Source organism: Methanosarcina barkeri str. Wiesmoor (assembly GCF_000969985.1).
GTDB classification, from domain to species: domain Archaea; phylum Halobacteriota; class Methanosarcinia; order Methanosarcinales; family Methanosarcinaceae; genus Methanosarcina; species Methanosarcina barkeri_B.
Genome location: NZ_CP009526.1, coordinates 3,221,079 through 3,244,440, shown reverse-complemented (window position 1 = coordinate 3,244,440; position 23,362 = coordinate 3,221,079). Strand labels below are relative to the sequence as shown.

Here is a 23,362-nt window from a genome sequence, read left to right as displayed (position 1 = left end):
TATTAATTGCAGAATCATATTAATTGTAGAATCATATTAATTGCAGAATTATATTAATTGCAGAATCATATTAATTGCAGAATTATATTAATTGTAGAATCATATTAATTACAGAATTATATTAATTACAGAATTATATTAATTACAGAATTATATTAATTGTAGAATCATATTAATTGCGGAATCAAACCTGATTTTCATACAGCTTTTAACTACTCTTTTACAAGGAGTAATCAATCTTTTACCAAAAGTGACTTTCCTGTCATCTCTTGCGGCTTAGGGATTCCAAGAAGCTCAAGAATCGTCGGTGCAACGTCACACAATTTTCCATTCCTGAGAGCTTTTATCTCACTGTTTCCGAAGTAAATGCATTTTACCGGGTTTGAGGTATGTGCAGTATGTGGCTCTCCTGTTTTTAGGTCTATCATCTCCTCGGCATTTCCGTGATCTGCAGTAATAAGTGCCACACCGCCTTTTTCTTTTAGAACCTCAACAATCCTGCCAATACACTTATCCACGGCTTCTACCGCTTTAACTGCAGCCTCAAAGATTCCGGTGTGCCCGACCATATCCATGTTTGCAAAGTTAAGGACAATAACATCATACTTTCCTGACTGTATTCTTCTGATAACTTCATCCGTAATCTCATATGCACTCATTTCTGGTTTAAGGTCGTAAGTAGCGATTTTCGGCGAAGGAATAAGGCAGCGGTCTTCATCCTTATAACGCTTTTCTTCGCCGCCGTTAAGGAAATAGGTCACATGGGCATATTTCTCGGTTTCAGCTATGCGTAGCTGGATGAGTCCATGCTTGCTCAGCACCTCTCCAAGTACGTTTTCCAGCTTTATTGGAGGAAAAGCAATGGGCACCTCAAGGGTTTCGTCGTACTGGGTCATGCAGACAAAGTAAACCTCAGGACGTTTTTCTCTCATAAACCCGTCAAAGTCATCTTTTACAAAAGCCCAGGTTATCTGCCGTGCCCTATCGGCCCGGAAATTGAAGAAGATTACAGAATCATTATCCTGTACTGTCGCCACAGGTTTTTCTGCTTGCTCAGTAATTACTTGCTCAGTAATTACTTGCTCAGTAATTATAGTGGGCTTTACAAACTCGTCAGTTTCTCCTCTTGAGTAGGCATTAGAAACTGCAGTTTCTGCATTTGGAGCGGTATATGGAGCCACTCCTCTTGTCAGGGCATCATAGGCAAGTTTTGTCCTATCCCATCGCTTATCTCTATCCATTGCATAATAACGGCCTGAAACGGTTGCTATTTTAGCATTACCGTGCTCTTTACAAAATGCATCCAGTTTCTTTATATCTCCTAGAGCAGCTTTTGGAGGTTCGTCTCTCCCGTCCAGAAAAGCATGTATATAGACTTTTTTTAAATCCTTCTCCTGCACAAGTTTGAGAAGGGCATGCAGATGAGGCATATAACTGTGAATGCCTCCGCAGGAAGCAAGGCCCATGAGGTGAAGGCTGGAAGCATTAGCTTTGACATTTGAAATTGCATTCAGAAAAACCGGATTTTTGAAAAAATCTCCGTTCTTGATAGAAATATTTATTCGGGTAAGGTCCTGATTTACAATTCGTCCTGCCCCTATAGTCAGATGCCCAACTTCCGAATTCCCCATCATACCTTTCGGAAGGCCAACAGCTTCTCCAGAGGCTTTTAAAAAACACCAGGGACACTCCTTTTCCAGCCGGTCAAGGTTTGGAGTTCGTGCTGTCATGACAGCGTTTCCTTCTTTTGCTTCCCTGTAACCCCACCCATCAAAAATAATAAGCATAAGAGGTCTTCTTGCCTGAGTCATACCACGAAACTCCACAAAGTATACTCTTTGCTGTTTTTCAATTCAACCACGTAAGTACTATCAATAAAGGCTTTTTTGATGCGTGTTGTGATATTACAACAGGTCTACATGCTCGAGTAACTTCCTATTTTGCATAATGCCTGTTGTAAAAACTAAGTAGATCACAACACTTTTTGGACAGACCTTCTCCTTAATGAACACCGGTTATTTTTTCCGCTTCTTTTTTACCTCCCAGCCCCTTTTCCGTTTCCAGAACTTTAAGGGTGACTTTCATAACCGAATCCGGATTAAGTGAAATAGAATCTATCCCCTGTTTTACCAGGAACTCTGCGATTTCGGGATAGTCACTGGGTGCCTGTCCGCAGATCCCGCTATGCCTTCCATTCTGCTTTGCTCCCTTCACGGCCATTGCCATTATTTTCGTAACACCTGGGTCCCGCTCATCGAATTCTGCAGTAAGAATTTCCGAGTCTCTGTCAACTCCGAGGGTTAGCTGGGTCAGGTCATTTGAGCCTATGGAGAAGCCATCGAAATATTCACTGAATTTGTCGATTTGAAGGACATTATTTGGAATCTCACACATAACATAGATCTGCAACTCATTTTCTCCTCGCCTTAGCCCGTTTTTCTCCATTTCGGCAATTACTTTTTGAGCTTCTTCAACTGTCCTGCAGAAGGGAATCATAATAATAAGATTTTTAAGCCCCATCTCTTCCCTGACTTTTTTCAGAGCCCTGCATTCAAGAGCAAAACCTTCCCTGTAACGCTCATTAAAGTACCTGGAAGCTCCCCTGAAACCCAGCATTGGATTATTTTCCTCCATCTCAAAGTAGCTGCCTCCAAGCAGGCTTGCATACTCATTGCTTTTGAAGTCACTTGTACGGACTACAACATCCTTAGGATAAAAAGATGCAGCAATGGTTCCGACGCCCTGAGCAAGCTTATCTACGAAATATTCTTCTTTGTTATCGGAGTTTTGGGTAAGTTTCTCGATTTCCTGAAGGACTTTAGAGTCTTTGACCTTTTCAGGATGCACTAGAGCCATTGGATGGATCTTGATATAGTTTGAGATAATAAATTCCTGCCTTGCAAGCCCAATTCCATCGTTTGGGATCATGGAAAGGCTAAAAGCTTCATCAGGATTTCCAAGGTTCATCATAATTGCGGTTTTAGGGCGTCTTGTGTCTTTAAGGCTCAATGTATCTTTGTGGAAAGGAAGAATTCCCTCATACACAAGTCCATCTTCACCTTCCGCACAACTTACGGTAATTTCCTTACCTGTCTTGAGAACTTCTGTTGCGTTTACTGTCCCTACAACTGCCGGAATTCCAAGTTCCCGGCTAACAATTGCAGCATGGGAAGTTCTACCTCCCTGGTTCGTAACAATTGCAGCCGCTATTTTCATCACAGGCTCCCAATCCGGAGTTGTAGAATCAGCAATCAGGATCTCTCCCTGTTTAAAAGAAGGCAGATCTGAAACATTAGGGATTACATGCGCTTTTCCAGCAGCAATTTTGTCTCCTATGCTCTTGCCTTTTGTAAGGACATTAGATTTCTTTTCGAGCACATAAGTTTCTAGAATGTCTCTGCTTTTCTGAGATTGTACAGTCTCAGGTCTTGCCTGCACTACAAAAAGTTCCCCTGTAGCTCCATCCTTTGCCCATTCGATATCCATGGGCATGGATTTCTTATATTTATTTGAGTAATAATCTTCAATGGTAATAGCGTACCATGCAAGTTTAAGCACTTCTTCGTCACTGAGACAGAAACGACGTCGATCAGCCTCAGGAACGTTTACATTCCTGGTAAGTGTTTTGGAGCCGCCTTGCCCATAGATCATCTTAATTTCTTTATCCCCTAAATTCTTCTCGATAATCGGCTTATATCCTTCCCTGAAAGTTGGCTTGAAAACGTAGAACTCATCCGGATTGACCTGTCCCTGCACAATATTTTCCCCAAGCCCGTAAGAACCGGTAATGAAAACTACGTCCCTGAATCCGGTTTCCGTATCAAGAGTAAATATAACTCCACTGGAAGCCAGATCAGACCTGACCATTTTCATTATTCCTATTGACAGTGCCACTTTAAAGTGATCAAAATTATTTATTACCCGATAGGAAATAGCCCTGTCAGTAAAAAGCGAGGCAATACAGCGTACGCAGGCATCTCGAAGCGCGGGATAACCCCTGATGTTCAGGAAAGATTCCTGCTGGCCCGCAAAAGAAGCAGTTGGAAGGTCTTCAGCCGTTGCTGAACTCCGCACGGCTACATCGGTATTTTCTCCATACTGCTCACATAAGCGGTCATACCCGGATTTAATTTCCTGCCAGAGGTCATCCGGAATTCCAGCCTCAAGGATCAGGTCCCTTGCAGCTTTTCCCCTTTTTGCAAGTTCTGACACATCCGAGGTATCTAGCCCTTCCATTGTTTGTTTGAGTTTCTCCAGAATCCCTCCGGCTTTGAGAACATGCCAGTAAGCTTCAGCAGTAACTGAAAAACCATTCGGGATCTTTACTCCCTTTGGAGTGAGTTCCCTGTACATCTCTCCAAGAGAGGCATTTTTTCCGCCTACAAGCGGAACATCTTCAATCGAAGTCTCATCAAACCAGCGTATGTACTTACTTTTGTTCTCAGACATTTCCCCGAAATCTCCTCTAAAATTATTTTATTGTCAAAATAATTACAAAATGTGTCTAAGATCTCATACCTTATTTGGAACGTTCCCCAGAACGTGTACGATATTCTTGAATCAAGAGGCTCCATTTGCAATTTATGCGTCGATGACAGAAATGAATTTCCCCTATTCAGTCTGTTCTGATTTTGAAAATCTATACAAAAGTCAACGTGACAAGAAGTCAACGTGACAAAAAGTCAACGTGACAAAAAGTCAACGTGACATGTTTAAAAGTTACAATAGTCTATCATATTCTGTTGCTTAAAGGGTACAATAGTCTATCATAAATAATATCTTATTCCGTTCAGGTTATTCTTACTGCATGCGAAAAGTTGTAGCAGGTAACAAAATTTTTCTGGATAGGGCCAGTGGCGGGTATACCCATTAACTTCCGATTTCCAGTGACGACTTCGTATGAACCCCCATTTTGTCCCTTTATAGGATTTATACAATTAAGTAATGCAATTGAATAATTATTCTGCAAATTACATTAAAATACTATTATTTATATAATTGGATTTGCCTGGTTGACGAGAAATCCAGAGCACAAAAGTTGGGGTTTTATGCATATGGATCTCGAAAAAGTACCGTTAGATGTCCCGAAAACAGAGAGAGCAACATACCTGAAAAACTATATGGAAATTACTCGAGAAAGTGGGAAATTAATGCTATTTGCAGGAGACCAGAAAGTAGAACATTTAAACAATGATTTTTATGGGGAAGGAATACCTAAAGACGATGCTAATCCAGAACACTTTTTCGAAATAGCATCAAAAGCAAAGATAGGCGTTTTTGCAACCCAGCTCGGGTTAATTGCACGTTACGGTATGGACTACAAAAACGTGCCCTATCTTGTGAAAATAAATTCGAAGACTAATCTCGTAAAAACTTCTCAGGTTGACCCTTTTAGCAATCTCTGGTACGATGTAGATCAAGTAGTCAAATTTAAAGAGAACAGTGGGCTCAAGATCCTTGGAGTAGGTTACACTGTCTATCTTGGCAGTGAATTCGAAGCCGAGATGCTTATGCAGGCTGCCCAGGTAGTTTATAATGCCCACCAGCATGGAATGGTCTCAGTACTCTGGCTCTATCCTCGTGGCATTGCTGTAATAGATGAAAAAGATCCTCACTTAATCGCTGGCGCAACGGGTGTTGGAGCCTGCCTTGGCACCGACTTTGCAAAGGTTAACTATCCAGAAAAGGAAGGAGCAAACTCTGCTGAGGCTTTTAAGGAAGCTATTAAAGCAGCCGGGCGTACTAAAGTCGTTTGCGCAGGCGGTGCCAGTGACGAAGTTGATGATTTCTTGAAAAAGCTTCATGATCAGATCCATATCTCTGGAGCAATGGGAAGTGCAACAGGAAGAAACATTCACCAGAAGCCCCTTGAGGAAGCTATCCGTATGTGTAATGCTATCTATGCCGTAACCATTGAGGACGCAACCGTTGAAGAAGCTCTGAAAATCTACAAAGGGGAATAAAAGGGAATTAAAGGAAAAAGGGAATTAAAGGAAAAAGGGAATTAAAGGAAAAAGGGGAATAAAAAGAAAAATAGGTCTGAAATTCAAAAAATAAGAGTAACTCTAAGAGTAACTCTAAGTTTGAGAACTGAAGATCATTTGTGCCTACGGTTTTAATGCCTTCTTTATTCCGTTAGGCCTACGGTTTTATACTTCTTTATTTCGTTAAATAATAACCATTAGCTTGGAGAAAGTTTACTTGAGAGTCGAGAGCTTTTCTCTGCTCTTATTATCATGTCCAGGCCTTCCTGCATAAGTTCCTCTGCCCTTTCCTGATTTTTTGCTTCGGCAAAGATTCGGAATATTGGTTCTGTACCAGAGGGACGCATCAGAACCCAACCGTCTTTATGCCAGATTTTAACTCCATCAGATGTGTCTATTTTGTGCCCAAGTCCTGACGCTTCATTTTTCACGATTTCCATAATAGCATGCGCATTTTTAGCAGGCACTTTGGTCTTTTCGTTGAAGTAGTGAGGTACACTTTTTTCAAGATCGGAAAGCTTTTTCCCACTTGCCAGGATTTCAAGGACCTTGGCACAACCCATCGCTCCGTCTCTGCAGTATTGATGTTTGGGGAAGATAAGGCCTCCATTACCCTCGCCTCCGAAGACTGCATTTACTTCCATCATCTTTCGGACAACGTTTATGGAGCCTACAGCAGTCCAGTATAATTTGACACCTTCCTCTTCTGCGACATCGACCATTCGCTGAGAAGAACTAACAGGAGTCACTAAAGGACCTTTTTCATGTTTTGCCATATATTTTGCTATCATGGCAAGCAGAACATCATCGTTTACGAACTGTCCATTTTCGTCCACGAATACTACTCTATCCGCATCCCCATCTTGAGCTACTCCCAGATCAGAGCCTGTCATTTTTACAAGATTAGTAAGTTCGGTCAGGGCTTCAGGTAAGGGTTCGGGATTTCTCCAGGGGAATGTTCCATCAAGCTGGGCTTCAAGGGTCAAGACTTGGCAGCCCAGTTCCCTGAGCAGGAAAGGAAGAGTAAGGGAACCTGCTCCGCAGCCTGTGTCTGTAACTACTTTGAATTTGCGGCTGCGGATGGCTTCGGCATTTACAGATTTAATAATGTTTCTCACGTAATATTCATTGACTCCAGGATCGATTCTGAAGCTGCCGGTTTTTTCCCAGGATACAATGGAGTATTCTCCGGAATGATAGATTTTCTCTATGTCTTTTTCTGCGTCTCTTGAAAACTCCGAGCCGTCTCCTGCAATAAATTTGATCCCATTATATTGTCTGGGATTATGGGACGCAGTTACAATGATTCCGGCATCTGCGAAGTCGCGTACATAATACAGGATAGAAGGAGTAGGGATTATCCCTATATCGATTACACTCAGGCCTGTAGAAAGAGCCCCGGCAATTGCGGCAGATTTCAGCATCTGGCCCGATATTCGAGTGTCAGACCCTATGGCAACAGTGCCTTTAGACCCCATATATGTACCAAGGCATCTGGCTAAATTGACTGCCAGTTCAGGAGTTATATATTCATTGGCGATACCTCGTACGCCGTTTGTTCCGAATAATACCATTTAAATCTCCCCCATTAGATTTAAGCATAAATTGCACTGGTCTGGGAAGTTAATCCCTATTAAATGAGTTTTTGTATGTTTTGTAGAAATCCATAAGTTAGATTTTTACATTTTTTCTATATTTTTTATACTTATTGTATTATAAAATAGCTCATTATATTCTCCTTCAAAAAGTCGATTTGGACAAGGCATGGACAAGGCACTTAGAAAATTATAAAATGAGGCTTCTACATCGAGATTGGAAAGCTCGATATCGGGAAGAAAAGACTTATAATTTGTTCTGTAGTTTTCAATAAATTTCCTTGACTCTTCCAACCTGGCCATCTGTTAACTGCACTTTTATTCCGTGTGGATGCGTTGAAGAGTTGGTTAAAATTCTTTTTACAATGCCTCGGGTAATTTTTCCGGTTCTCTGGTCTGCTTTTAAAACAATTCCTACACTCAGTCCTTCTTTAATATTTGCTCTGACAGTACCGTTGTTCATGGCAGAAGGTAAATCTGGAGTTATATAAAGGTGTACGTTTGAAAAAATAAATTTGAATTTGAAAAAGTACAGCCTTACTATTGTATCTTGTTCGTTCTTGTCCCGCTCGCGAAGCGAAGCGGCTTTTTCTTTATGAAAAACGAACAAAGCAAGAAATGATCTGGAGTGTTAATGCTCTGTTTGCTTTTACGGATTCGATTGAAGCAAATGTTTCAGTGGCAAGGGAAAAAACAGAAAAACTAAGGCAGTCCATTCTTGCAAAGGCATTTTCCGGTTAACTTGTTGAAACAGAGGCTGCGATTGCAAAAAGAGAAGGCAGGGATTATGAGACTGCGGAGGTTTTGCTTGAGATAACAAAGAGGAAGAAGGGCTGGAACAAACAATAATTATTACATTTTAGAGATCAATATATTTTCTTTTGGAGATAATATATGATAAACGTCGATGTTGAAAGAGAAGTTGTTGCGAAAGTCGAGAAATCTATTTTATGTAAAAATTATGAAGATATTTGCTATGAGATTGGTAAGTTCATTGAGAATATTACAAGTGATATTTATTATGATAATACTAACTCTCAGCCAAAGAATGCAAAGACTGCAATCGACTTTTTAATCAACAAAGAAATTATTTCACGTCCCTTAGGTTTCAAGCTACATGTTGTCCGTGAGTTAAGAAATGTAGTGGTACATAATTTGCCGTACAAAATTACGTTAATAGATGCAAGAGCATCTGTCGATACTCTTAACCAAACAATAGAATGGTTGCATCAAGGATATTTAGCTCAAAAATGGTATCTGATTGTTAAACGATTTGATGAAGCTGAAAAACTGCTTCTTTCAGACTATTCTAACTCTGATGAGAATCAAATACATCCTAAAATTAATAATGCGATTATAATAGTTTATAGTGCATTGGAAGAAGCTTTGAGTCTAAAGAAAATAAATCTCAGTTTGCAGAGTAATGATTGTGAAAATATTTTTTCCAATGTAGAGTTACTAGCAAAGCACGGAATAAACGTTAGGAGCAATTCTTGGGAAAAATTGACAAGTATGAGAAATCGTATGGTTCATGGAACCAATTTAGGAAACGTTAATACTAAGATTGAATCTCTAAACTTCTTGTTACCAGATTTACGAACTGTTCTAAAAACGCTCAACCCATTAGATTTAGAAATCGAAGAGATAAGTTACGCTAAAGTTTCTATTGACGTAGTGTAGAGATTGTAATATCAATTTAATTTTGTTCTGTTTAATTTTGAGTTTATTTATAGTATTGGCTTTCCACAGATGTCCTTCCAATTTCATAATTTTTCCTACTATCGTTTTTTCTGAAAACTGCCCTAGCTACTCAAACATGTATTTTCGAAATTTTACAAACTCTTTGGCCTTTTGCCTTCATTGAGAACTTCCAGAAGTCGTTTACCTAAGCTTCAGTTGAAATAATGACCAAAAATTTCAAATCATTCTCCAAAAACGATCACAGGAAAAATGCTATTTTTTGAAGAAATCCCGCGAAAAGTCAGATAATATACTGAGTCAAGAATCTTTCCATAACTTCTCTTTTTTACGGTTGTTCAAGGTGTGGAGCAAATGAGAAGAAAATCTTTTCCTTTTAAAATCTGATTAATCTTGGTTTCAGTAAGATTTTGTCATGAAAATTTATGTTGAGACAGAGGCTGAAATTGCAAAAAGAGAAGGCAGGGATTACGAGACGGCGGAGGTTTTGCTTGAGAAAATAAAAGCAGAGAAAGGGAATAAAGAGAAAAACGATAATATTGCTGTTTTTTCATATTTAATTTATTTCTTCTTTTTTCTTCGGAAAGGCCGCCCGCTTCGCGGTCGTTGAGTGCTCGGGAACCCAAAAAGCTATACATATCTGCGGTCCAAAAACTCAAAATTAAATGTTTTCTAAACGCTGGTTGCCAGAGTTTCTAAGATATTAAAAAATCCAGCCAGCAATTTTATGCTCAGAATCATGTTCATAATCATTTACTTGTAGAGACAGAAGCTGAAATTGTAAATTTCTGAGATTACACTTTAGGAAAAATTCGGGATACTATATAACCATAAACTATGGAATCACCGAGAATTTCGAATATGTGATATGGAGCGACCTGGCTGAATGCATTTGCCTGTGTGAGACTTGAAAGGAGCGGTATGAAGGCGCCTGGAATAAATAATAGAGTTGCAGCCACTTTGAAATTCAGGTTCTTCTGCTTTTTCAGGCTGGCAAAAACTGCTGCAAGGACAATGGCATATATTGCACCTCTCACTAGCTCAAGCGGGAACATAAGTGAGAAAGAGGGGACTGAAAGGCCGTTCTGAGAGTTTGTGTATATGGGGATCACGAAAGGTGATATGATGAGACCGAATATTAAGTACACTGGAAAATAGACAAGGGATGCGGCTATAATACGCAGTACGTAATGCTCATTTGCTCTCACGTGTTCACGGATAGCATTTATTAGAGTTATGTTGCCTTCAGGTTTTAGAATATAGATTGCAAGAGCCGTTTGGATTAAGGTGGTCAATAACGAAACTGTGACGGCGGCTACCAGAGTAAAAGTTGTATTGAATACATCTGTGAAGAAGTATGCCTCAATGAAGTTGTTAAGGCTCGCGACAACAAACAGCGTAATGCATATCAGAAAGTACGCGTCCCTTTTCCTGAGGTTGAGCTTAGGTATAAACCATGTAAAGTAAAATGCGAGAACTATTGAACTTAATATAGCAATCGTGAGTGTTTCCCTATTAATATTGCCTTTTGTAATTAAGTGCTGAATAAAGGCTATAGCCGCAAAAGCAATTGATAGGATTATGACTTTTTTGTCCATAATGTGCTTCTCCCTGGTACTCATTTAATTACTTTCTGGTGCATTGATTCCCAAATCGATGCATATAAGAAAATAATTACAGCTTATGACGCAAATATCATTTTAAAGCCACATGGAATTCTGTAACACGGAAAACGTAACCGACTGCAGAGTGATTCGATCTGGATACTACAACCATGGAAAACACGGAAAGTACGGAAGAAAGAAAGCACGGAAGAAATATGCCTTTACTACTTATTTCCGTGTCTTCCGTGTTTTCCGTGGTTTTCAAAAAATTCATTCCTGACATACTTTGGAATCGATGCACTAGTGTTTCGACAATTTAATTTTAGATTGCTCAATGACTCTGGAACCCTTTATATTGATCTAAACTCCCAATATGTTCCATAATTAAATTGCCATGGCATTAGTATAGTCGAGAAAATTTGTTGATTTTGTCGTGCAAAGACGATAAGTTTCTGAGATTACCTAAATGTAAGCGGCAAGAAAAGAAACAGAAAAACTAAGACGGCCTGTAGAAGAAAAACAGAAAAAAGGTGTCAGATCTATATTTTAACTGACTTTCCGCAGATGTTCTCAAAAAAACAACAATTTTCCTGCTATCGGTTTTGGATAATTTCTCAAAAATCTCTTGTTATTATCTCAACTGAAGCTTTGGGAAATCGAGTTGAAAGTTTTCATTGAAGGTAAAAATGCCGAAAATTGTAGAACATTTTAAAAATAATTCTTTAAACATCACATGCAATTAGCAGAAAAAACGATAGCAGAAAAAATTGTGAAAATTGTACGGACATCTGCGGAAAGAGAGTTTTAAAAATCTCACAGATTCATATTTTTAAATTCAATTTCCTGGCAGCCTTGAATTTCCAATTCCCTTCTACCTATCCTTTAAACCAGGTTTTTTCTTACGCGCGTTTGCATACATCTATGAAGCGTGTTATTTCACGGTCTGCAGTTTCGCAGCTGATGAAAACAGGTTTTCTTGTAATTGTTAAAGTGAGATCAGACTTTCCGTCCCATTCAAAATTTCCGGTAATCCCTCTTCCCGAAAGTTCCCCTTTGTTTCCAGGTGGAACGTCGATGCCGTAGCTCTGAAGATTTGTTTTCAGGCACTCAAATGTATCAGGTGTTATACCTGATATCGTTACAGGCTCGCAACTTCTCCCCCCGAACTGTGCTTGTGCAGATCCTATTGAAAATACCAGGCAGATTAATAGTAAAGAAACTATCAATTTAATTTTCATTCTTTACCCCCATACAAATTTGGCCCTTAAATCCAGCTGAATACAAGTGTGCAGTTAAATAAAAAAATTAAGATTGGATATTAAATACATATTATTAATATAAATTAATTAATAATATATATCGGCTTATAAATAGTTAATCTCTACTAACTATAAGATCCAGTTTAATTTTCAGAATTGTCAAGAATCTTGAAGAACATCTTCTGCTTTTGAATACAAATTCAGATCTGCTTTTCTAAAATAGGAACAGACCAAAGTATTTACTCAATACCTCAAAAAGTGGTATTTTTGGGCGGCTCATAGCAGATTAACTACAATAACTGAAGCAGCAAATAATGTTAAAAAACATTGGGGAAGAGTACTGAACTATTTTGACTCCAAAACAATAAATAGAATTCTCGAGAGTATTAACAGTATTGTACAGTTTCAAAAAAGAAATGCAGGAGGAGTTAAAAACATATGTTATTTTATTAGTATGATCTATCTAAAATTAGGAAAACTAAAATTTGAGTTACCCACATGAAATAGCGAAGAGCCAAAAGAGTAAGGAAAAGTAAAAAGAGTAAGGAAAAGTAAAAAGAGTAAGGAAAAGTAAAAAGAGTAAAATGGAAATTTTTCTGCCTGGAAGCCTCAATAATTCCTGAAAATATACTTCAGAATATTTCAGACTTGCAATACCTCAACTGCCAGGTCGGCATTGATAATATACTCAAAATTTATTATTTCGTCCCATTTCTGCTGCATGAATGCAGACTGGAAGCAGACTCCGATAATTTTTCCATTCTCTGAGCCTTCAAGGACGTTACTGGCAACTTCTTTTGCTTTTTCAGGGCTAATCCCTATTTTTGGCATAGAAAGCCCTCCAAGCAGGACGACAACATCAGCATGTTTATCTGTAAGATCTCCGAGCTGCATACCTTCACGATCCATGTAGATAGACCTGGCTTTCTCAAAATTGTCGCTAGAAATAAAAGCAAGTTCCCGGTCCCTGACTACAAAACCGATAAGTTCGGCAAAAGGTGTGCAGAACCCTGGAGTTCCCACAAAAGTAATCTTCTTTGCGCCTTCGACAAGACCCCTGAAACTGTTCAGGATGCCTCCTACTCCCTGTGAAGTGTTTACTATTGGCACTAAATTCTCTCCTTAAGTTTTCAGTAAAATTTTGTGTTTGAACAATTCTTCATAATATTTCTTTATGGCATTTCTTTATAGCATTATATTTTTACAGTAGGATTGGAGGCATTTACTTAAATAGATGATGTTAACAGTGTTTAGAGGGGAGGAATCTGGAAAAAAAAATCTCATTTATCACCAGGAACAATAAATATAATATGAAAAAATTTGAAGATTGAAATAGAAAAGAATTTGGAAATTAGAAAGTAAAAAGAGAAGTAAAAAGAGAAGTAAAAAGAGAAGTAAGGACAAGTAAAAATAAAGTTAAAAAATTGAAAAGAAAATAAAAAAATTAAAAAGCCCTTTACCCTTTAAACATTCCTGATCCCGAAAGACTGAAGCAGGATTTCCGGATAAAGCCCGCCGCTGGAAATTGTTTTTGTACTATTAAGGTCGTTTACTGTAAGTCTGGCAGGAGCGAACATACCTGCGTCAACTTTAAAGAAGTCAAAGTTTGCTTCTTTGAAGGTCTGGTAGAAAGGCTTTCCAAAGTCTTGGGAGGTTGTGGAAGGCACCTTCTTTACGAATTCTTCAAGTTCGGCAAGTTCCCCGTCGAAGCGGACGGTATAGTTGGTTTCGCCGCAGTAGATCACACAATCATTGGTCGAGCCCATGCACTGTACATCTTTTCCGACAACCGGAGCAATTGGGGCAACTCCATATCCACTTTTAATGCAGTTGATGTCAAAACCAACAGACTCAAATTTGTGGATCCCGGTTTCTACAACGCGGGCAGAGATCTGGACAGAACCAGCAATAGAGGCAGTAGGAGCAACAGCAATCATTACGTTTTCAGGGTCTACACTGCAGTGTTTTGCAATAAATTCCACAACTTTCTCATCAGGGAGTTTATCGGACTCCATGACCAGGACTGCAGCTTCGAAGTCATCTTCATACCCAATTTCCTCATAGAGCTCTTTAGGTTTTAAGCCAAGGGCACGTGCAGGACCCGAACCCATTCCGAAATAATTGCCTACAGAAATTCTCCAGCCGGCATACTGCGAAGCCATACATGCAATTACTGGATTGTCAGTAGCTACCTGGATAGCAGGCCATTTGAGACCATTCAGATCAAAAGTAGTGTATTTGAGATCGGCAAGGTCGGCCAGGCAGAGCCTTGCGAGGTACATTCCAGCTTCATATCCACCCTCGGCTTTAACTCCGCAGTCAATAACCGTAGCCCCGTTATTGAGCTTGAGTACTTCAGTTTTCAGGTCTTCGCTCCAGTCGAGCATCTCTTCAATGACGTTTGATCCCATTTCGTTGACGCTTATCAAAGTATCACCTATACTACTACTGACTCCGGGATAAACAGAAAATATTTTCTCATTCAGTAAGAAAGTAAGTTCTTACCTGCTTTTACTGCGGAGCAGGATACTGTTTATCGGTCAGAGAATTGCTTATAAAGAACATTGTTTGTAAAGAATAATCTCAATCAGAGGTACTATCGATCAGAGGATCGGGAATTAATCGGGACAGTTTACCCGGGCAAAGATCCAGTCCATTGATCAGGGTAAACAGACAAGATTATTTACCGATAAAAGGTATCCGGTCGATCGAGAGCATTTTTACCGATAAAAGGTATCCAGCCGATCGAGAGCATTACTGGAATAAGATAGAGTAATTCTTTCCTGCAATTACCTTTTTCCTGTAATTTTTCTTTCCTGTGATTTGCTACCCGTATAGGAAGAATCCAATATATAGATACTGTTTTATTATTTTAAATAGTATATTTATTTCTTTAAATACAATACATTAATTCACTTATTTCAATTGTATTCTGAAAACTCTGTCATTTTTTCGAACGGTCCCTTCAACGGCAAGGCCAACCATGTCTCCTTTTTCAGCCCTTTCAACAGTTTCTCCTTTATTCCTCAGGGAACGGACTTGCTGCCTCAAATAAGTCGTATTTCCCTCAATTACGATCTCGTCTCCAACTGAAATTCCTTCTTCGAGAAGTCTGACGGCTGCAGCTTGCTGTTTCGTATAATAATTTTCAATAATTCCAACAGCCCTGCGTTGCTTTTCCGAGGCATTCATACCTTTTTCAGGAGAAAAGCCTTCAAGGCCTGGAACCCCAAAGTAAAAGCCAGTTGAAAAACCCCTATTATAAACCGAAGCTAGTTCACGCCTCCAGGCTTCTATTTTCTCAGGAGTATAGTTTCCTTCTATGCAGGCGTCGATAGCTTCCCTGTAGCAACGGGAAACCATTTCAAGGTATCCAGGATCCCGCAACCGCCCTTCCACTTTAAAGGCAGCTATTCCCGCTTCAAGAAGTTCGGGAATATGCCCTATCATACAGAGGTCTTTTGCACTTAGAAGGTACTTTCCAAGGCTTGCAGCAACAAGCCCGTTTTCTCCATGAAGTTCCCATTCCCAGCGGCAGGGCTGAGTGCATTCTCCGCAATTTCCGGATTTACCAAGAACGTAAGCTGACAGATGGCATCGGCCTGAGACTGCCATGCACATTGCACCGTGGACGAAAGTCTCGATTTCTACCTCAGTCTGCTGGTTTATCTTCCGTATCTCTTCAAGGGAAAGTTCTCTTGAAAGCACAATTCTTTCGGCCCCAAGGTTTCTGTAGAAATTTGCAGTTTCATGGTTGGTAATATTTGCCTGCGTGGAGATGTGAATTCTAAGCCCTGCTTTCCGTGCCCTGAGAATTACAGCCGGGTCCCAGGCAATTACTGCGTCTACTCCTGCATTCGAAGCTGCAGCTATCACGTCCGATGCATCTCCGAGCCTGTCCTCATTTACTGTCGAGTTTACAGCCAGATAGGCCTTGAGCCCTCTGGTTTTTACCTCAGAGACAAAATCGTCAAGAGTCTCCAGAGTAATTTCTTTTGCTTTTGCCCTCAGGCTGAGCCTGTCGGTTGAAAAGTAAACAGCGTCTGCATATCCTGAGCAGGCCTTAAGCCCTGAAAGATTCCTGATCCCTACAAGGAGTTCAGGTTTTGAACTTTTACGCATGAAGATAAAAAACACCTATCTTTCATTTAAAATATTTTATCGTCCAATACAGTACAAAAAATCTCATAATACAATGTCAACTTGTGGCAGTTAATCGTAAGAATTGTTGGTTGACAGATAACTATATATAAGTGAAGAGCGTTTTCAAAATGGGGACTAAGGTAAATTTGAATAAGTAGTTATTGTTAATAAACAAACTCAAGAATTAATTACTGTTATTTTAATTGAAGACGGGGGGATAAAATGGAATACGAACTCGAAGAAGTCGAGAGAGATTACATAGAATTCAGAAAAGAAATGGGAGAAGAATAAGCTTAAGGGGAGATAAATAAGCTTAGAAATTTGGTGAAAAAAGGCAGAATAAGAAAAAAGTAGAACTTTTTCAAAAATGAAATTAATGACTGTATCAGCACCAAAATTACTTTTTATTTTTTGGTCGAAAGGTACCATCAAACTTTAAAAAAATTACTTATTTGAGTTTAATCATAACTGGCAAAATTACTAAGAAAATATTTTCATTTTAGATTTTCATTTCAGATTTTCATTTCAGATTTTCATTTTAGATTTTCATTTTAGATTTTCATTTTAGATTATAGGTAAATGTTAATGCTTGTGAAATTGGAATATTTGTTAAGAGAGTAAATTTCAGTTATTGCTAATTATTTAATGTTTTACTAAAAGTTTTTTAAATATATTTTTGAATGATCGGCTACAACTTTCGTCTTTCCTCCAGCAGATACCTGCAGGCAAAAATTTTTCTGTACTGTTTTTTTCGTTGAGCCTATCCCAAAAGATATTTTATTCTTAATCGTTGAGGGGTTTCAAAGATATTTTCATGATCTTGTGCTTAATTGAATATTAGAAATACAAGGCCCAAGAAGCAAATTTCAAGTTTTGGGATGAGCTCGTTCTTTATTCGTAGTGACTCCAAGAGCAATACTTAATAGAGAAAAGAGCAGTTGGAAACATTTCCTGTCCTTTTCACCGGATTTCGATCTTTGCCGCCCGCCTCTTATTTTCCATGTGCTGTGTTCATATACCCAGATGTTTATAGACCCAGATTTCAAGAAACTTACTAAAATCAATAAACTTTCTGTATTATAGTACATTTGAAGCATTTTATTTTTATACGAGATATTTAATTTATCTACGAGATCTAAGTTTTACCTGTAGTAATAAACATAAAAATTAGCACCTTAATAGCTATTATATAAAAAGTTGAATACAAATATCGTAGAGTTTATATAGAAAGGAAAGTGGTACTTTTTTAGTACATGTACGATTATTGAATAATAATTATTTTCTCCAGTTGACCCATCAGTAAATAGGTGTTACAAAAGCAAATTAACGCTTATATGAGATTTATATGAGATTTCGTTATAGGATTGAGACTATGAAAAACAAAATAATTGCATTTGATTTTTTGAGGGCTTTAGCAATAGCAATGATTATTCCGGCTCACTTAAGTAATTTTTTATCTTTCGCTTATATCAAGTTAGCTCTTTATGCTGTTGATCCTTTTGTTGCAAATATGGGACTGGGACTTTTTATATTTATGAGTGGATATTTGTTATATTATAATAACCATTCAATAAACTCATTCCAGAGCGTATTGTCTTTTTATAGAAAGCGACTCCTGAGGATCTTTCCTCTTTACTGGGCAGCTATCGCCGCTTTTACACTTGTATTCTTTATATTTGCTCCAAAGCTAAACTCAGGTTTTGAATTTCCCAATGCTGAACATGTGTTTAGTTTTTACAATCTAATAATGCATGTACTGGGATTACAAATCTTCCTTGCTCCTGCATATGTATCCCCAATGCTAACATTATATTTTGTAGGTTTAATAATTGTCTTCTATACAATTTACCCGCTTATCATTATGCTTTCAAAAAGTTCAAAACAGATCTTACTTTATTCTTCTCTCATATTTATCGGGTGCTTGTTAGTCTCAAGAACTTTTAACATTATTGAGTACCGCTTTTATACGTTTTTCCCAATATTCATTTTTGGGATTCTTACCTGTAAAGAAAGCCTATTTGAAAAGTCAATGATAATTAACAGGAAAAATCCTTTTGTCCAGATACTGCTGGCTGCCCTTCCTGCTATGCTTGTACTGGTTATCGTTTTGGGCTCAAGAACAACCCTTCTCCTGGATCAAAATACTTCATTCACTATTGAATCTGCAAGTAGCGGCACTATAGGGTCTTCTACGGTGGTATCGATGCTAGAAAGTATGGCAAATTCATTGGGCCTGAGTTACACTACTTTAAAATTCATTATTGATTCTGTGCTTCTTAACTTATTCGTAATAATATTCTGTGTTCTGGAATACAGATTTGCAATGAAATTTATCAATAATAAATTTTCAAGCTCCCTGAGCTCTGTGTTTACATATGTCGCTACAGCTTCATATTGTATCTATTTGTTCCATAGGCCATTTCTGGCGCTCTGGAACTCAGGGACACACTTTATAAGTAGTCCAATCCTGCATGATGTTATCCTTATCTTCATAGCACTACCTATCTTGGTCGTCATCTCGTATCACCTACAGATTCTTGAATTAAATTTGAAAAAGCATATTTTTCATAAGAAAGCGCCTTACAAAGAATTCTCCTTTGTAGGCTTTTTAAATAGCTTCAGCAAGTGAGTGCCTGGTAGAAAAATTCCTGTGAAAAAATAGAAGTTTTAAAATCCAGAACTGAAACCTCTAGTGCCCGAGTCCCGTCACCCGAGTTCCGTCACCCGAGTCCCGTCTCGGGAGGACGGTGCCCTTTTCGCTACGCTCAAGAGGGCTGAATTATAATGAAGATACTGAACTGAGTCAAGAAGGCTAATTTATCCAGGTTCCATATGAGAACCAAGGGTAATTTCACTCATTTTGTTAACTCAAGCAGCTAGGAAAATAAGATTATTTCAAAATTATCTTTTTTCCGTTTTTTGACCCTGTTCCAAAATCTAGTAATTTTTGTATTTCTTGATTGAAAATCTGAATCCGCAAGAAGAATCCAGTTTTCATCAACATCAATATTCGACATCTAAAGACTTCAATCCCAAAATTGTATTTCAAGATTGGGACCAATTATAAAATCTAGTGATTTTTTATTTTATGTTCATCACTGGATTTTGATACTGAGTCGTTTTTTTCTGTTCTGTAATTATTATTGTGAATGAACTTACGGCTCACAACATTATAGTGAGTATGGCGTGAACGTAGCACGAAGAAACCTCACATCGTGGAAGTAGAGGACAACACATTGCTTTTGCATATTGCACATTAAAAATTAGTTAAGAGCTGTATGTTGAAAACCAGGCAGTTGAGATCGAACTGGGAACCGACGCGGCAACCGCCAAAAATCAGAATATATAATATAGATATAAGGATAAAATCAATTTTTGAAAAAGAATTTAGGAGAAGCGCTGAGGGGGAGAACTGAACTTTAGGAAGTTCAATCGCCTCCCTGCGCCTTACTTATCAGCCATTTCACCGAAAACCCATTAACCTTTTAGAGAAGGTCGGAAACGCACTTTTGAAAAAAGTATTCCTTCTCTTGGGCTAGGGACCTGTTACCAGCAGGTCAGTAAAATAGCTATACTTCTTATACTCTCCTCTCAGGATAAATACCTATTTATCTAGGTATTTTCTTATTGACTGTTTAGACAGGAATTTTACCAGAGTTCTTGGACTAATCATAGGAAATGCACAATGAGAAACACCACACCTAAGAGCGGTAGCTCTTCAATAGTTTCAACCAGTGACGCAAACAACCAAGCTAAAACCTTTCTCCAGTTCAAAGAAAGAACTGCAACATGTTGTCCCTTCTGCGGATCTACCAATATTTACAAAAGATCTCGCTCCAAAACTTACATGTGCAGACGATGCAGCGTAACTTTCAAAGATCCAGTCACTAGGTCAGTCTCCACACGAGCTCGCAATAACGGAAAACTTCCTTCCTTCATCATGCCTAAGGGGGCGAAGGCATGAGACGCGATAAAATCCACTGTTCTAACAAATACGAACTCTGCGAAAATTGTCGTGTGACATTCGTGCCTGTGACCAAACCGCTCATAAACGGCAAACGTCTCTGCTCAAGCTGCGCAGGCACTGAAATACAAATCAGGCACCTTCCCAACATCCGTAATCAAAACATCAAACTCTCGCAGGAGGCGGTCTAAATGTCTGCTTCCACTCGCATATACTCAATTTTCTGTCTTCTTGACCTTACAGCCCTTATGCTTTGGTGCTGTTTCTGTCTCCTTAAGGGGGTGGGGCTGTGAACGTACCTGTAAAAATTCCGGTTCACAAAACCCGGAAAGCACGGCTGAAATCTCACCTTCAAGACTACCGTATTACTTCTATTAATCACGACACTCAAAAAGAACTCATCAGGAGCCTGTTTCAGACTCCAAACCTGGAAACCTTCTATCCTGAGGGGGCGGTCCTGTGATCTCCTGTCCTATCTGTAAATTCCACGGCCTACCACACGAAGAGCACAGAACCGGAAAAACTCTTCAATCCTGCCCTCAATGCGGGGTCGTAATCAGGACTATTGTTAAAAATCCCCTTGTCAGCTCTCAGGCTCGGGAGGCGATGCAAAATGCAGCCTAACTTCTGCGAAATCTTCCTCAAGAGCATAGACATGCACAAAAAAGGCCTCACAGAAAAAGCCCGGATCTACAGAGATTTCGCATACGCATATGTTTCTCAGGGGGTGAGACAATGAATATCTTAAGGGTCGTCTTTTCAGCACTCGGAACTTTCAGTTTCCTCCTCCTGGCTGGAATCTGCGCGATAGTTTGCTATGCTGCACAACTCGCGGAGGGAAAGCAATGAAAGTAAAAACTCTGGCTGCTATCTTATCCACAATGCTCAATCAAGGAGCAGATGTCTCTTTTTACAGCTCATATTATAGAGGCTTTTGCTCTCTCCAAAATATTTGTGGGGTACTATTCATTACGTATGTTTATGACCCAGAAAACCAAATCGCGCCAAACGGAGGTTGTTACGTAATTAATAATCTCCCTGGGTGGGTCGCAGTAAATAAAAAAGATGTAAAAAATTTTATACTGGCAGGGGGCGCGTTCTGATGCTCACAGCCTCACACTCTCGTTTTTCTGTCGAGATCCTAACAACCGTTTGCGGACTCTCCGGAGTAATCTTTCTTTCCGAAGGCAACAATCTTGCAGCCCAGGGTTTTTTTTGCATTTCTAACCCCTTGCTCGCTATTACCTCTTGGACAGCAGGAGCAAAAACAACAGCCTTCCTTTTTCTTATCTATTGGCTCTTTTCCATTCGTGGGGTCCTTCTCTGCCTGGGGGTGATCTGATGTTCCAGCGCCAGGCCTATTTTGTACACATCGACCTACCTCAATACGGCTTTGCAGTCATTGCAATCTCAAGAGAGGACGCAAAAAAATTTGCATTCACCCGCATCCTAAGTCTGAAACAAAACGGGTACTTTGTAGACCCTCATGTCTATCGTCACGGTCTACAACTCTCTGACTTGCACGCTAACATCATTGCAGACGCAGATATCTCCAATCTTCCGGAGGGGGTTGTCCTACGTGACAAAGACTCACTCCTGCGTGGAATCTATGATCATACCGGACTGCTGGAATGTGACATCTGCGGGGAAACTGACAGGCTCTATCGTGACCCTATACCTTTCAAAGGACGCTCCATTAATGCAGTTTGTGCGAAGTGCTTCAACAAACGAAAACGAATACAAAAATTAGTTCAAGTTGCCACAGGCAGGGGGGCGGTCTAAGTGTCCCTCATTCACTGTAAAAAATGCGGCTTCGGCGGCGAAACATCCCGCACAGTGTCCGAAAAAGAGGAAAAAGTAACCTGCCCTTCATGCGGTCATGTTCTAAAATGGGTGATCTTCCAGGGGGTTGTTTTTTAATGTCCCTCAAGCAGATTCTTACCTCTCATCCTACAAACCCTTACATTTTCCCAAAATGCGGAAACTGTAAGCACCTTTCAGACATCTATTCTGAGCACTGCCCAAATCCTTGGAAACCCTTTGTAACCGGGCCATGTAATAGGTGGATTCCCGCACATCCAATTATCTACACTGTCTTATCTGCCTTGGACTCTCTAGAACAATACCTACGTTTCAAAATAATATATCAGCTGGATAAGCTAGACCGCTATTGCTGGGCTGATCTTGTTATGTGGGCGGAACGATACTATTACTTTTCGGAAGTAAACAAGATCGGACAGTGTATAGGACTCGGGCAAGAACCTTATTGTGGAAAATGTGACAAATTCCTTCACAATGGGAGGCGGTCTTAATGTCCGTCGAATCATGTACAGCAGCGTCAAACAACGGCTGCAACATGGAACACATAGTACAAACTCTTAATCCTTCTGCAGATTTTGAATACTGTGGGCTCATTGATTTCACAATTGACTCTGTAAAAGTTGAAGTCAAATCCTGCCAGGAAAAAACAACAGATGCCTCATTAAAATCAAAAATTAGAAACGGTCGTTTCTGTTTCAGAGCTGAACAACATAAAGCCCTGGTGGAACAGCAAGGCGATTATATCTTGATCGTGCAAAAAGCAGGAACTCCTTTTATCTACATAAGGGTTCCTGCAAAAAAACTTAAGCTTGGATCCTGGAATGGTGAAAAACATCTGTCTTGGAAAACAGCTATAAAGGGGGCGTTAGCGTGACCCTTCCTCCTTCTGATATTCGGCTTGAAATCTTAGGATTTGCTGCAGCAATGGAAAGGACAATGAGAAAGCACGATCCAGAAAAAGGCGAATCTTGGATGTACTGTGATCTTGAATTCCTAATCAACAAACTCAAAGAAGAGTTTGAAGAAGTCATTACTTCTATTGATGGTGAGCAGTCCCCAAAAATATCAAAAAACACCATAGACGAACTTGTAGACCTTGCAAATATCGCTATGATGTTAAGATATAGAGGTATATTTTCGGGGGCGTTAGCGTGAGTCAGTCCCTCTATACTTTTCTTTTTCCGAATGAGCACCAGAACTGCCAGACCCCAGAAAAAGGCCTCTAACTGCACGGCCTTTTAACTGATTTCTATTTTTCAAAATGTAAAAGTGCCGTGTACTCCTGGGGGTTTTT

26 protein-coding genes and 1 pseudogene are annotated in these 23,362 nt (G+C 39.3%); 17 read left to right on the top strand and 10 right to left on the bottom strand.

Annotation, left to right across the window (positions count from 1 at the left end):
* Positions 1-233: 233 nt before the first annotated feature.
* Positions 234-1,811 (bottom strand): 2,3-bisphosphoglycerate-independent phosphoglycerate mutase, encoded by a 1,578-nt coding sequence (gene gpmI, locus MSBRW_RS13510; RefSeq protein ID WP_011307194.1) that lies wholly within the window; start codon positions 1,809-1,811, stop codon positions 234-236.
* A gap of 190 nt (positions 1,812-2,001) precedes the next feature.
* Entirely contained in the window at positions 2,002-4,449 is a 2,448-nt protein-coding gene (gene ppsA / locus MSBRW_RS13505; RefSeq protein WP_011307195.1) for a phosphoenolpyruvate synthase, read from the bottom strand.
* Between the two features lie 599 nt (positions 4,450-5,048).
* On the opposite strand from ppsA, the gene MSBRW_RS13500 reads away from it, so the two are divergent.
* Positions 5,049-5,963, top strand: a complete 915-nt coding sequence (locus tag MSBRW_RS13500; protein WP_011307196.1) for a beta/alpha barrel domain-containing protein — start codon at positions 5,049-5,051, stop codon at positions 5,961-5,963.
* Between the two features lie 218 nt (positions 5,964-6,181).
* Here the strand turns inward: MSBRW_RS13500 and glmM are convergent, their stop codons facing one another.
* The gene (glmM, locus tag MSBRW_RS13495; RefSeq protein WP_011307197.1) at positions 6,182-7,558 is read right to left on the bottom strand and encodes a phosphoglucosamine mutase; all 1,377 of its coding nucleotides are present in this window, start codon (positions 7,556-7,558) and stop codon (positions 6,182-6,184) included.
* 289 nt (positions 7,559-7,847) lie between these two features.
* Positions 7,848-8,189: a YwbE family protein gene (locus tag MSBRW_RS24490; protein ID WP_230669764.1), complete on the bottom strand. Its 342-nt coding sequence runs from the start codon at positions 8,187-8,189 to the stop codon at positions 7,848-7,850.
* 8 nt (positions 8,190-8,197) lie between these two features.
* Between MSBRW_RS24490 and MSBRW_RS23950 the strand changes: the two genes are divergently transcribed.
* From MSBRW_RS23950 to MSBRW_RS13475, 3 genes are all read left to right on the top strand, one after another.
* Positions 8,198-8,320 carry a hypothetical protein gene (locus tag MSBRW_RS23950; protein ID WP_268990264.1) on the top strand — a complete coding sequence of 41 codons (123 nt, stop codon included), beginning with the start codon at positions 8,198-8,200 and terminating at the stop codon, positions 8,318-8,320.
* A gap of 153 nt (positions 8,321-8,473) precedes the next feature.
* Positions 8,474-9,259: a hypothetical protein gene (locus tag MSBRW_RS13480; protein ID WP_011307199.1), complete on the top strand. Its 786-nt coding sequence runs from the start codon at positions 8,474-8,476 to the stop codon at positions 9,257-9,259.
* 433 nt (positions 9,260-9,692) lie between these two features.
* Entirely contained in the window at positions 9,693-9,887 is a 195-nt protein-coding gene (locus tag MSBRW_RS13475) for a hypothetical protein (protein ID WP_011307200.1), read from the top strand.
* 184 nt (positions 9,888-10,071) lie between these two features.
* Here the strand turns inward: MSBRW_RS13475 and MSBRW_RS13470 are convergent, their stop codons facing one another.
* The 3 genes from MSBRW_RS13470 to MSBRW_RS23555 all read right to left on the bottom strand — a co-directional run bounded on the left by MSBRW_RS13470 (position 10,072) and on the right by MSBRW_RS23555 (position 12,119).
* Positions 10,072-10,875 carry a hypothetical protein gene (locus MSBRW_RS13470; RefSeq protein WP_011307201.1) on the bottom strand — a complete coding sequence of 268 codons (804 nt, stop codon included), beginning with the start codon at positions 10,873-10,875 and terminating at the stop codon, positions 10,072-10,074.
* A gap of 97 nt (positions 10,876-10,972) precedes the next feature.
* Positions 10,973-11,146, bottom strand: a complete 174-nt coding sequence (locus MSBRW_RS22470) for a hypothetical protein (RefSeq protein WP_196297999.1) — start codon at positions 11,144-11,146, stop codon at positions 10,973-10,975.
* A gap of 634 nt (positions 11,147-11,780) precedes the next feature.
* Positions 11,781-12,119 carry a hypothetical protein gene (locus tag MSBRW_RS23555; RefSeq protein ID WP_011307202.1) on the bottom strand — a complete coding sequence of 113 codons (339 nt, stop codon included), beginning with the start codon at positions 12,117-12,119 and terminating at the stop codon, positions 11,781-11,783.
* A gap of 253 nt (positions 12,120-12,372) precedes the next feature.
* On the opposite strand from MSBRW_RS23555, the pseudogene MSBRW_RS21380 reads away from it, so the two are divergent.
* Positions 12,373-12,642 (top strand): annotated as a pseudogene (locus tag MSBRW_RS21380) (transposase); the annotation flags it as partial.
* Between the two features lie 140 nt (positions 12,643-12,782).
* Here MSBRW_RS21380 and MSBRW_RS13460 read toward each other — a convergent pair.
* The 3 genes from MSBRW_RS13460 to MSBRW_RS13450 form a co-directional block, all read right to left on the bottom strand.
* Positions 12,783-13,250, bottom strand: a complete 468-nt coding sequence (locus MSBRW_RS13460; protein WP_011307203.1) for a DUF2124 family protein — start codon at positions 13,248-13,250, stop codon at positions 12,783-12,785.
* Positions 13,251-13,603: 353 nt separating this feature from the next.
* Positions 13,604-14,569, bottom strand: a complete 966-nt coding sequence (gene mch, locus MSBRW_RS13455; protein ID WP_011307204.1) for a methenyltetrahydromethanopterin cyclohydrolase — start codon at positions 14,567-14,569, stop codon at positions 13,604-13,606.
* A gap of 487 nt (positions 14,570-15,056) precedes the next feature.
* On the bottom strand, positions 15,057-16,262 hold the full coding sequence (locus MSBRW_RS13450; protein WP_011307205.1) for a U32 family peptidase: 1,206 nt from the start codon (positions 16,260-16,262) through the stop codon (positions 15,057-15,059).
* A 1,366-nt stretch (positions 16,263-17,628) separates the two neighbouring features.
* Here MSBRW_RS13450 and MSBRW_RS13445 point away from each other — a divergent pair.
* The 12 genes from MSBRW_RS13445 to MSBRW_RS13415 all read left to right on the top strand — a co-directional run bounded on the left by MSBRW_RS13445 (position 17,629) and on the right by MSBRW_RS13415 (position 23,223).
* Positions 17,629-18,912, top strand: coding sequence for an acyltransferase family protein (locus tag MSBRW_RS13445; protein ID WP_329957339.1), 1,284 nt, complete (start codon positions 17,629-17,631; stop codon positions 18,910-18,912).
* A 1,056-nt stretch (positions 18,913-19,968) separates the two neighbouring features.
* Entirely contained in the window at positions 19,969-20,247 is a 279-nt protein-coding gene (locus MSBRW_RS22460; protein ID WP_155398298.1) for a hypothetical protein, read from the top strand.
* Positions 20,244-20,438 (top strand): hypothetical protein, encoded by a 195-nt coding sequence (locus tag MSBRW_RS22455; protein ID WP_155398297.1) that lies wholly within the window; start codon positions 20,244-20,246, stop codon positions 20,436-20,438. The genes MSBRW_RS22460 and MSBRW_RS22455 overlap by 4 nt, the downstream gene beginning before the upstream one ends.
* A 98-nt stretch (positions 20,439-20,536) precedes the next feature.
* On the top strand, positions 20,537-20,710 hold the full coding sequence (locus MSBRW_RS22450; protein WP_155398295.1) for a hypothetical protein: 174 nt from the start codon (positions 20,537-20,539) through the stop codon (positions 20,708-20,710).
* A complete protein-coding gene (locus MSBRW_RS22445) occupies positions 20,707-20,871 on the top strand; it encodes a hypothetical protein (RefSeq protein ID WP_155398293.1) in 165 nt (54 codons plus the stop codon). The genes MSBRW_RS22450 and MSBRW_RS22445 overlap by 4 nt, the downstream gene beginning before the upstream one ends.
* A gap of 221 nt (positions 20,872-21,092) precedes the next feature.
* The gene (locus MSBRW_RS13440) at positions 21,093-21,350 is read left to right on the top strand and encodes a hypothetical protein (RefSeq protein ID WP_048102802.1); all 258 of its coding nucleotides are present in this window, start codon (positions 21,093-21,095) and stop codon (positions 21,348-21,350) included.
* Positions 21,350-21,589 carry a hypothetical protein gene (locus MSBRW_RS13435; protein ID WP_048102803.1) on the top strand — a complete coding sequence of 80 codons (240 nt, stop codon included), beginning with the start codon at positions 21,350-21,352 and terminating at the stop codon, positions 21,587-21,589. Before MSBRW_RS13440 ends, MSBRW_RS13435 begins: the two co-directional genes overlap by 1 nt.
* A complete protein-coding gene (locus MSBRW_RS13430) occupies positions 21,589-22,029 on the top strand; it encodes a hypothetical protein (RefSeq protein WP_011307207.1) in 441 nt (146 codons plus the stop codon). Before MSBRW_RS13435 ends, MSBRW_RS13430 begins: the two co-directional genes overlap by 1 nt.
* Entirely contained in the window at positions 22,030-22,167 is a 138-nt protein-coding gene (locus MSBRW_RS22440; protein WP_155398292.1) for a hypothetical protein, read from the top strand. It abuts the gene before it with no gap.
* Positions 22,167-22,559 (top strand): hypothetical protein, encoded by a 393-nt coding sequence (locus tag MSBRW_RS13425; RefSeq protein ID WP_048102804.1) that lies wholly within the window; start codon positions 22,167-22,169, stop codon positions 22,557-22,559. Before MSBRW_RS22440 ends, MSBRW_RS13425 begins: the two co-directional genes overlap by 1 nt.
* Entirely contained in the window at positions 22,559-22,942 is a 384-nt protein-coding gene (locus tag MSBRW_RS13420; RefSeq protein WP_011307208.1) for a hypothetical protein, read from the top strand. Before MSBRW_RS13425 ends, MSBRW_RS13420 begins: the two co-directional genes overlap by 1 nt.
* The gene (locus MSBRW_RS13415; protein WP_048102805.1) at positions 22,939-23,223 is read left to right on the top strand and encodes a hypothetical protein; all 285 of its coding nucleotides are present in this window, start codon (positions 22,939-22,941) and stop codon (positions 23,221-23,223) included. The genes MSBRW_RS13420 and MSBRW_RS13415 overlap by 4 nt, the downstream gene beginning before the upstream one ends.
* Positions 23,224-23,362 lie beyond the last annotated feature (139 nt).

Coding starts and splice junctions, on each gene's coding strand:
- MSBRW_RS22460 (WP_155398298.1), top strand. CDS start 19,969: ATGAGAAACACCACACCTAAGAGCGGTAGCTCTTCAATAGTTTCAACC.
- MSBRW_RS13475 (WP_011307200.1), top strand. CDS start 9,693: ATGAAAATTTATGTTGAGACAGAGGCTGAAATTGCAAAAAGAGAAGGC.
- MSBRW_RS13470 (WP_011307201.1), bottom strand. CDS start 10,875: ATGGACAAAAAAGTCATAATCCTATCAATTGCTTTTGCGGCTATAGCC.
- MSBRW_RS13450 (WP_011307205.1), bottom strand. CDS start 16,262: ATGCGTAAAAGTTCAAAACCTGAACTCCTTGTAGGGATCAGGAATCTT.
- MSBRW_RS13430 (WP_011307207.1), top strand. CDS start 21,589: ATGTTCCAGCGCCAGGCCTATTTTGTACACATCGACCTACCTCAATAC.
- MSBRW_RS22455 (WP_155398297.1), top strand. CDS start 20,244: ATGAGACGCGATAAAATCCACTGTTCTAACAAATACGAACTCTGCGAA.
- ppsA (WP_011307195.1), bottom strand. CDS start 4,449: ATGTCTGAGAACAAAAGTAAGTACATACGCTGGTTTGATGAGACTTCG.
- MSBRW_RS13440 (WP_048102802.1), top strand. CDS start 21,093: ATGAAAGTAAAAACTCTGGCTGCTATCTTATCCACAATGCTCAATCAA.
- MSBRW_RS13420 (WP_011307208.1), top strand. CDS start 22,559: ATGTCCGTCGAATCATGTACAGCAGCGTCAAACAACGGCTGCAACATG.
- MSBRW_RS13500 (WP_011307196.1), top strand. CDS start 5,049: ATGCATATGGATCTCGAAAAAGTACCGTTAGATGTCCCGAAAACAGAG.
- MSBRW_RS23950 (WP_268990264.1), top strand. CDS start 8,198: ATGATCTGGAGTGTTAATGCTCTGTTTGCTTTTACGGATTCGATTGAA.
- MSBRW_RS23555 (WP_011307202.1), bottom strand. CDS start 12,119: ATGAAAATTAAATTGATAGTTTCTTTACTATTAATCTGCCTGGTATTT.
- MSBRW_RS13480 (WP_011307199.1), top strand. CDS start 8,474: ATGATAAACGTCGATGTTGAAAGAGAAGTTGTTGCGAAAGTCGAGAAA.
- MSBRW_RS13435 (WP_048102803.1), top strand. CDS start 21,350: ATGCTCACAGCCTCACACTCTCGTTTTTCTGTCGAGATCCTAACAACC.
- MSBRW_RS13425 (WP_048102804.1), top strand. CDS start 22,167: ATGTCCCTCAAGCAGATTCTTACCTCTCATCCTACAAACCCTTACATT.
- gpmI (WP_011307194.1), bottom strand. CDS start 1,811: ATGACTCAGGCAAGAAGACCTCTTATGCTTATTATTTTTGATGGGTGG.
- glmM (WP_011307197.1), bottom strand. CDS start 7,558: ATGGTATTATTCGGAACAAACGGCGTACGAGGTATCGCCAATGAATAT.
- MSBRW_RS13445 (WP_329957339.1), top strand. CDS start 17,629: ATGAGATTTCGTTATAGGATTGAGACTATGAAAAACAAAATAATTGCA.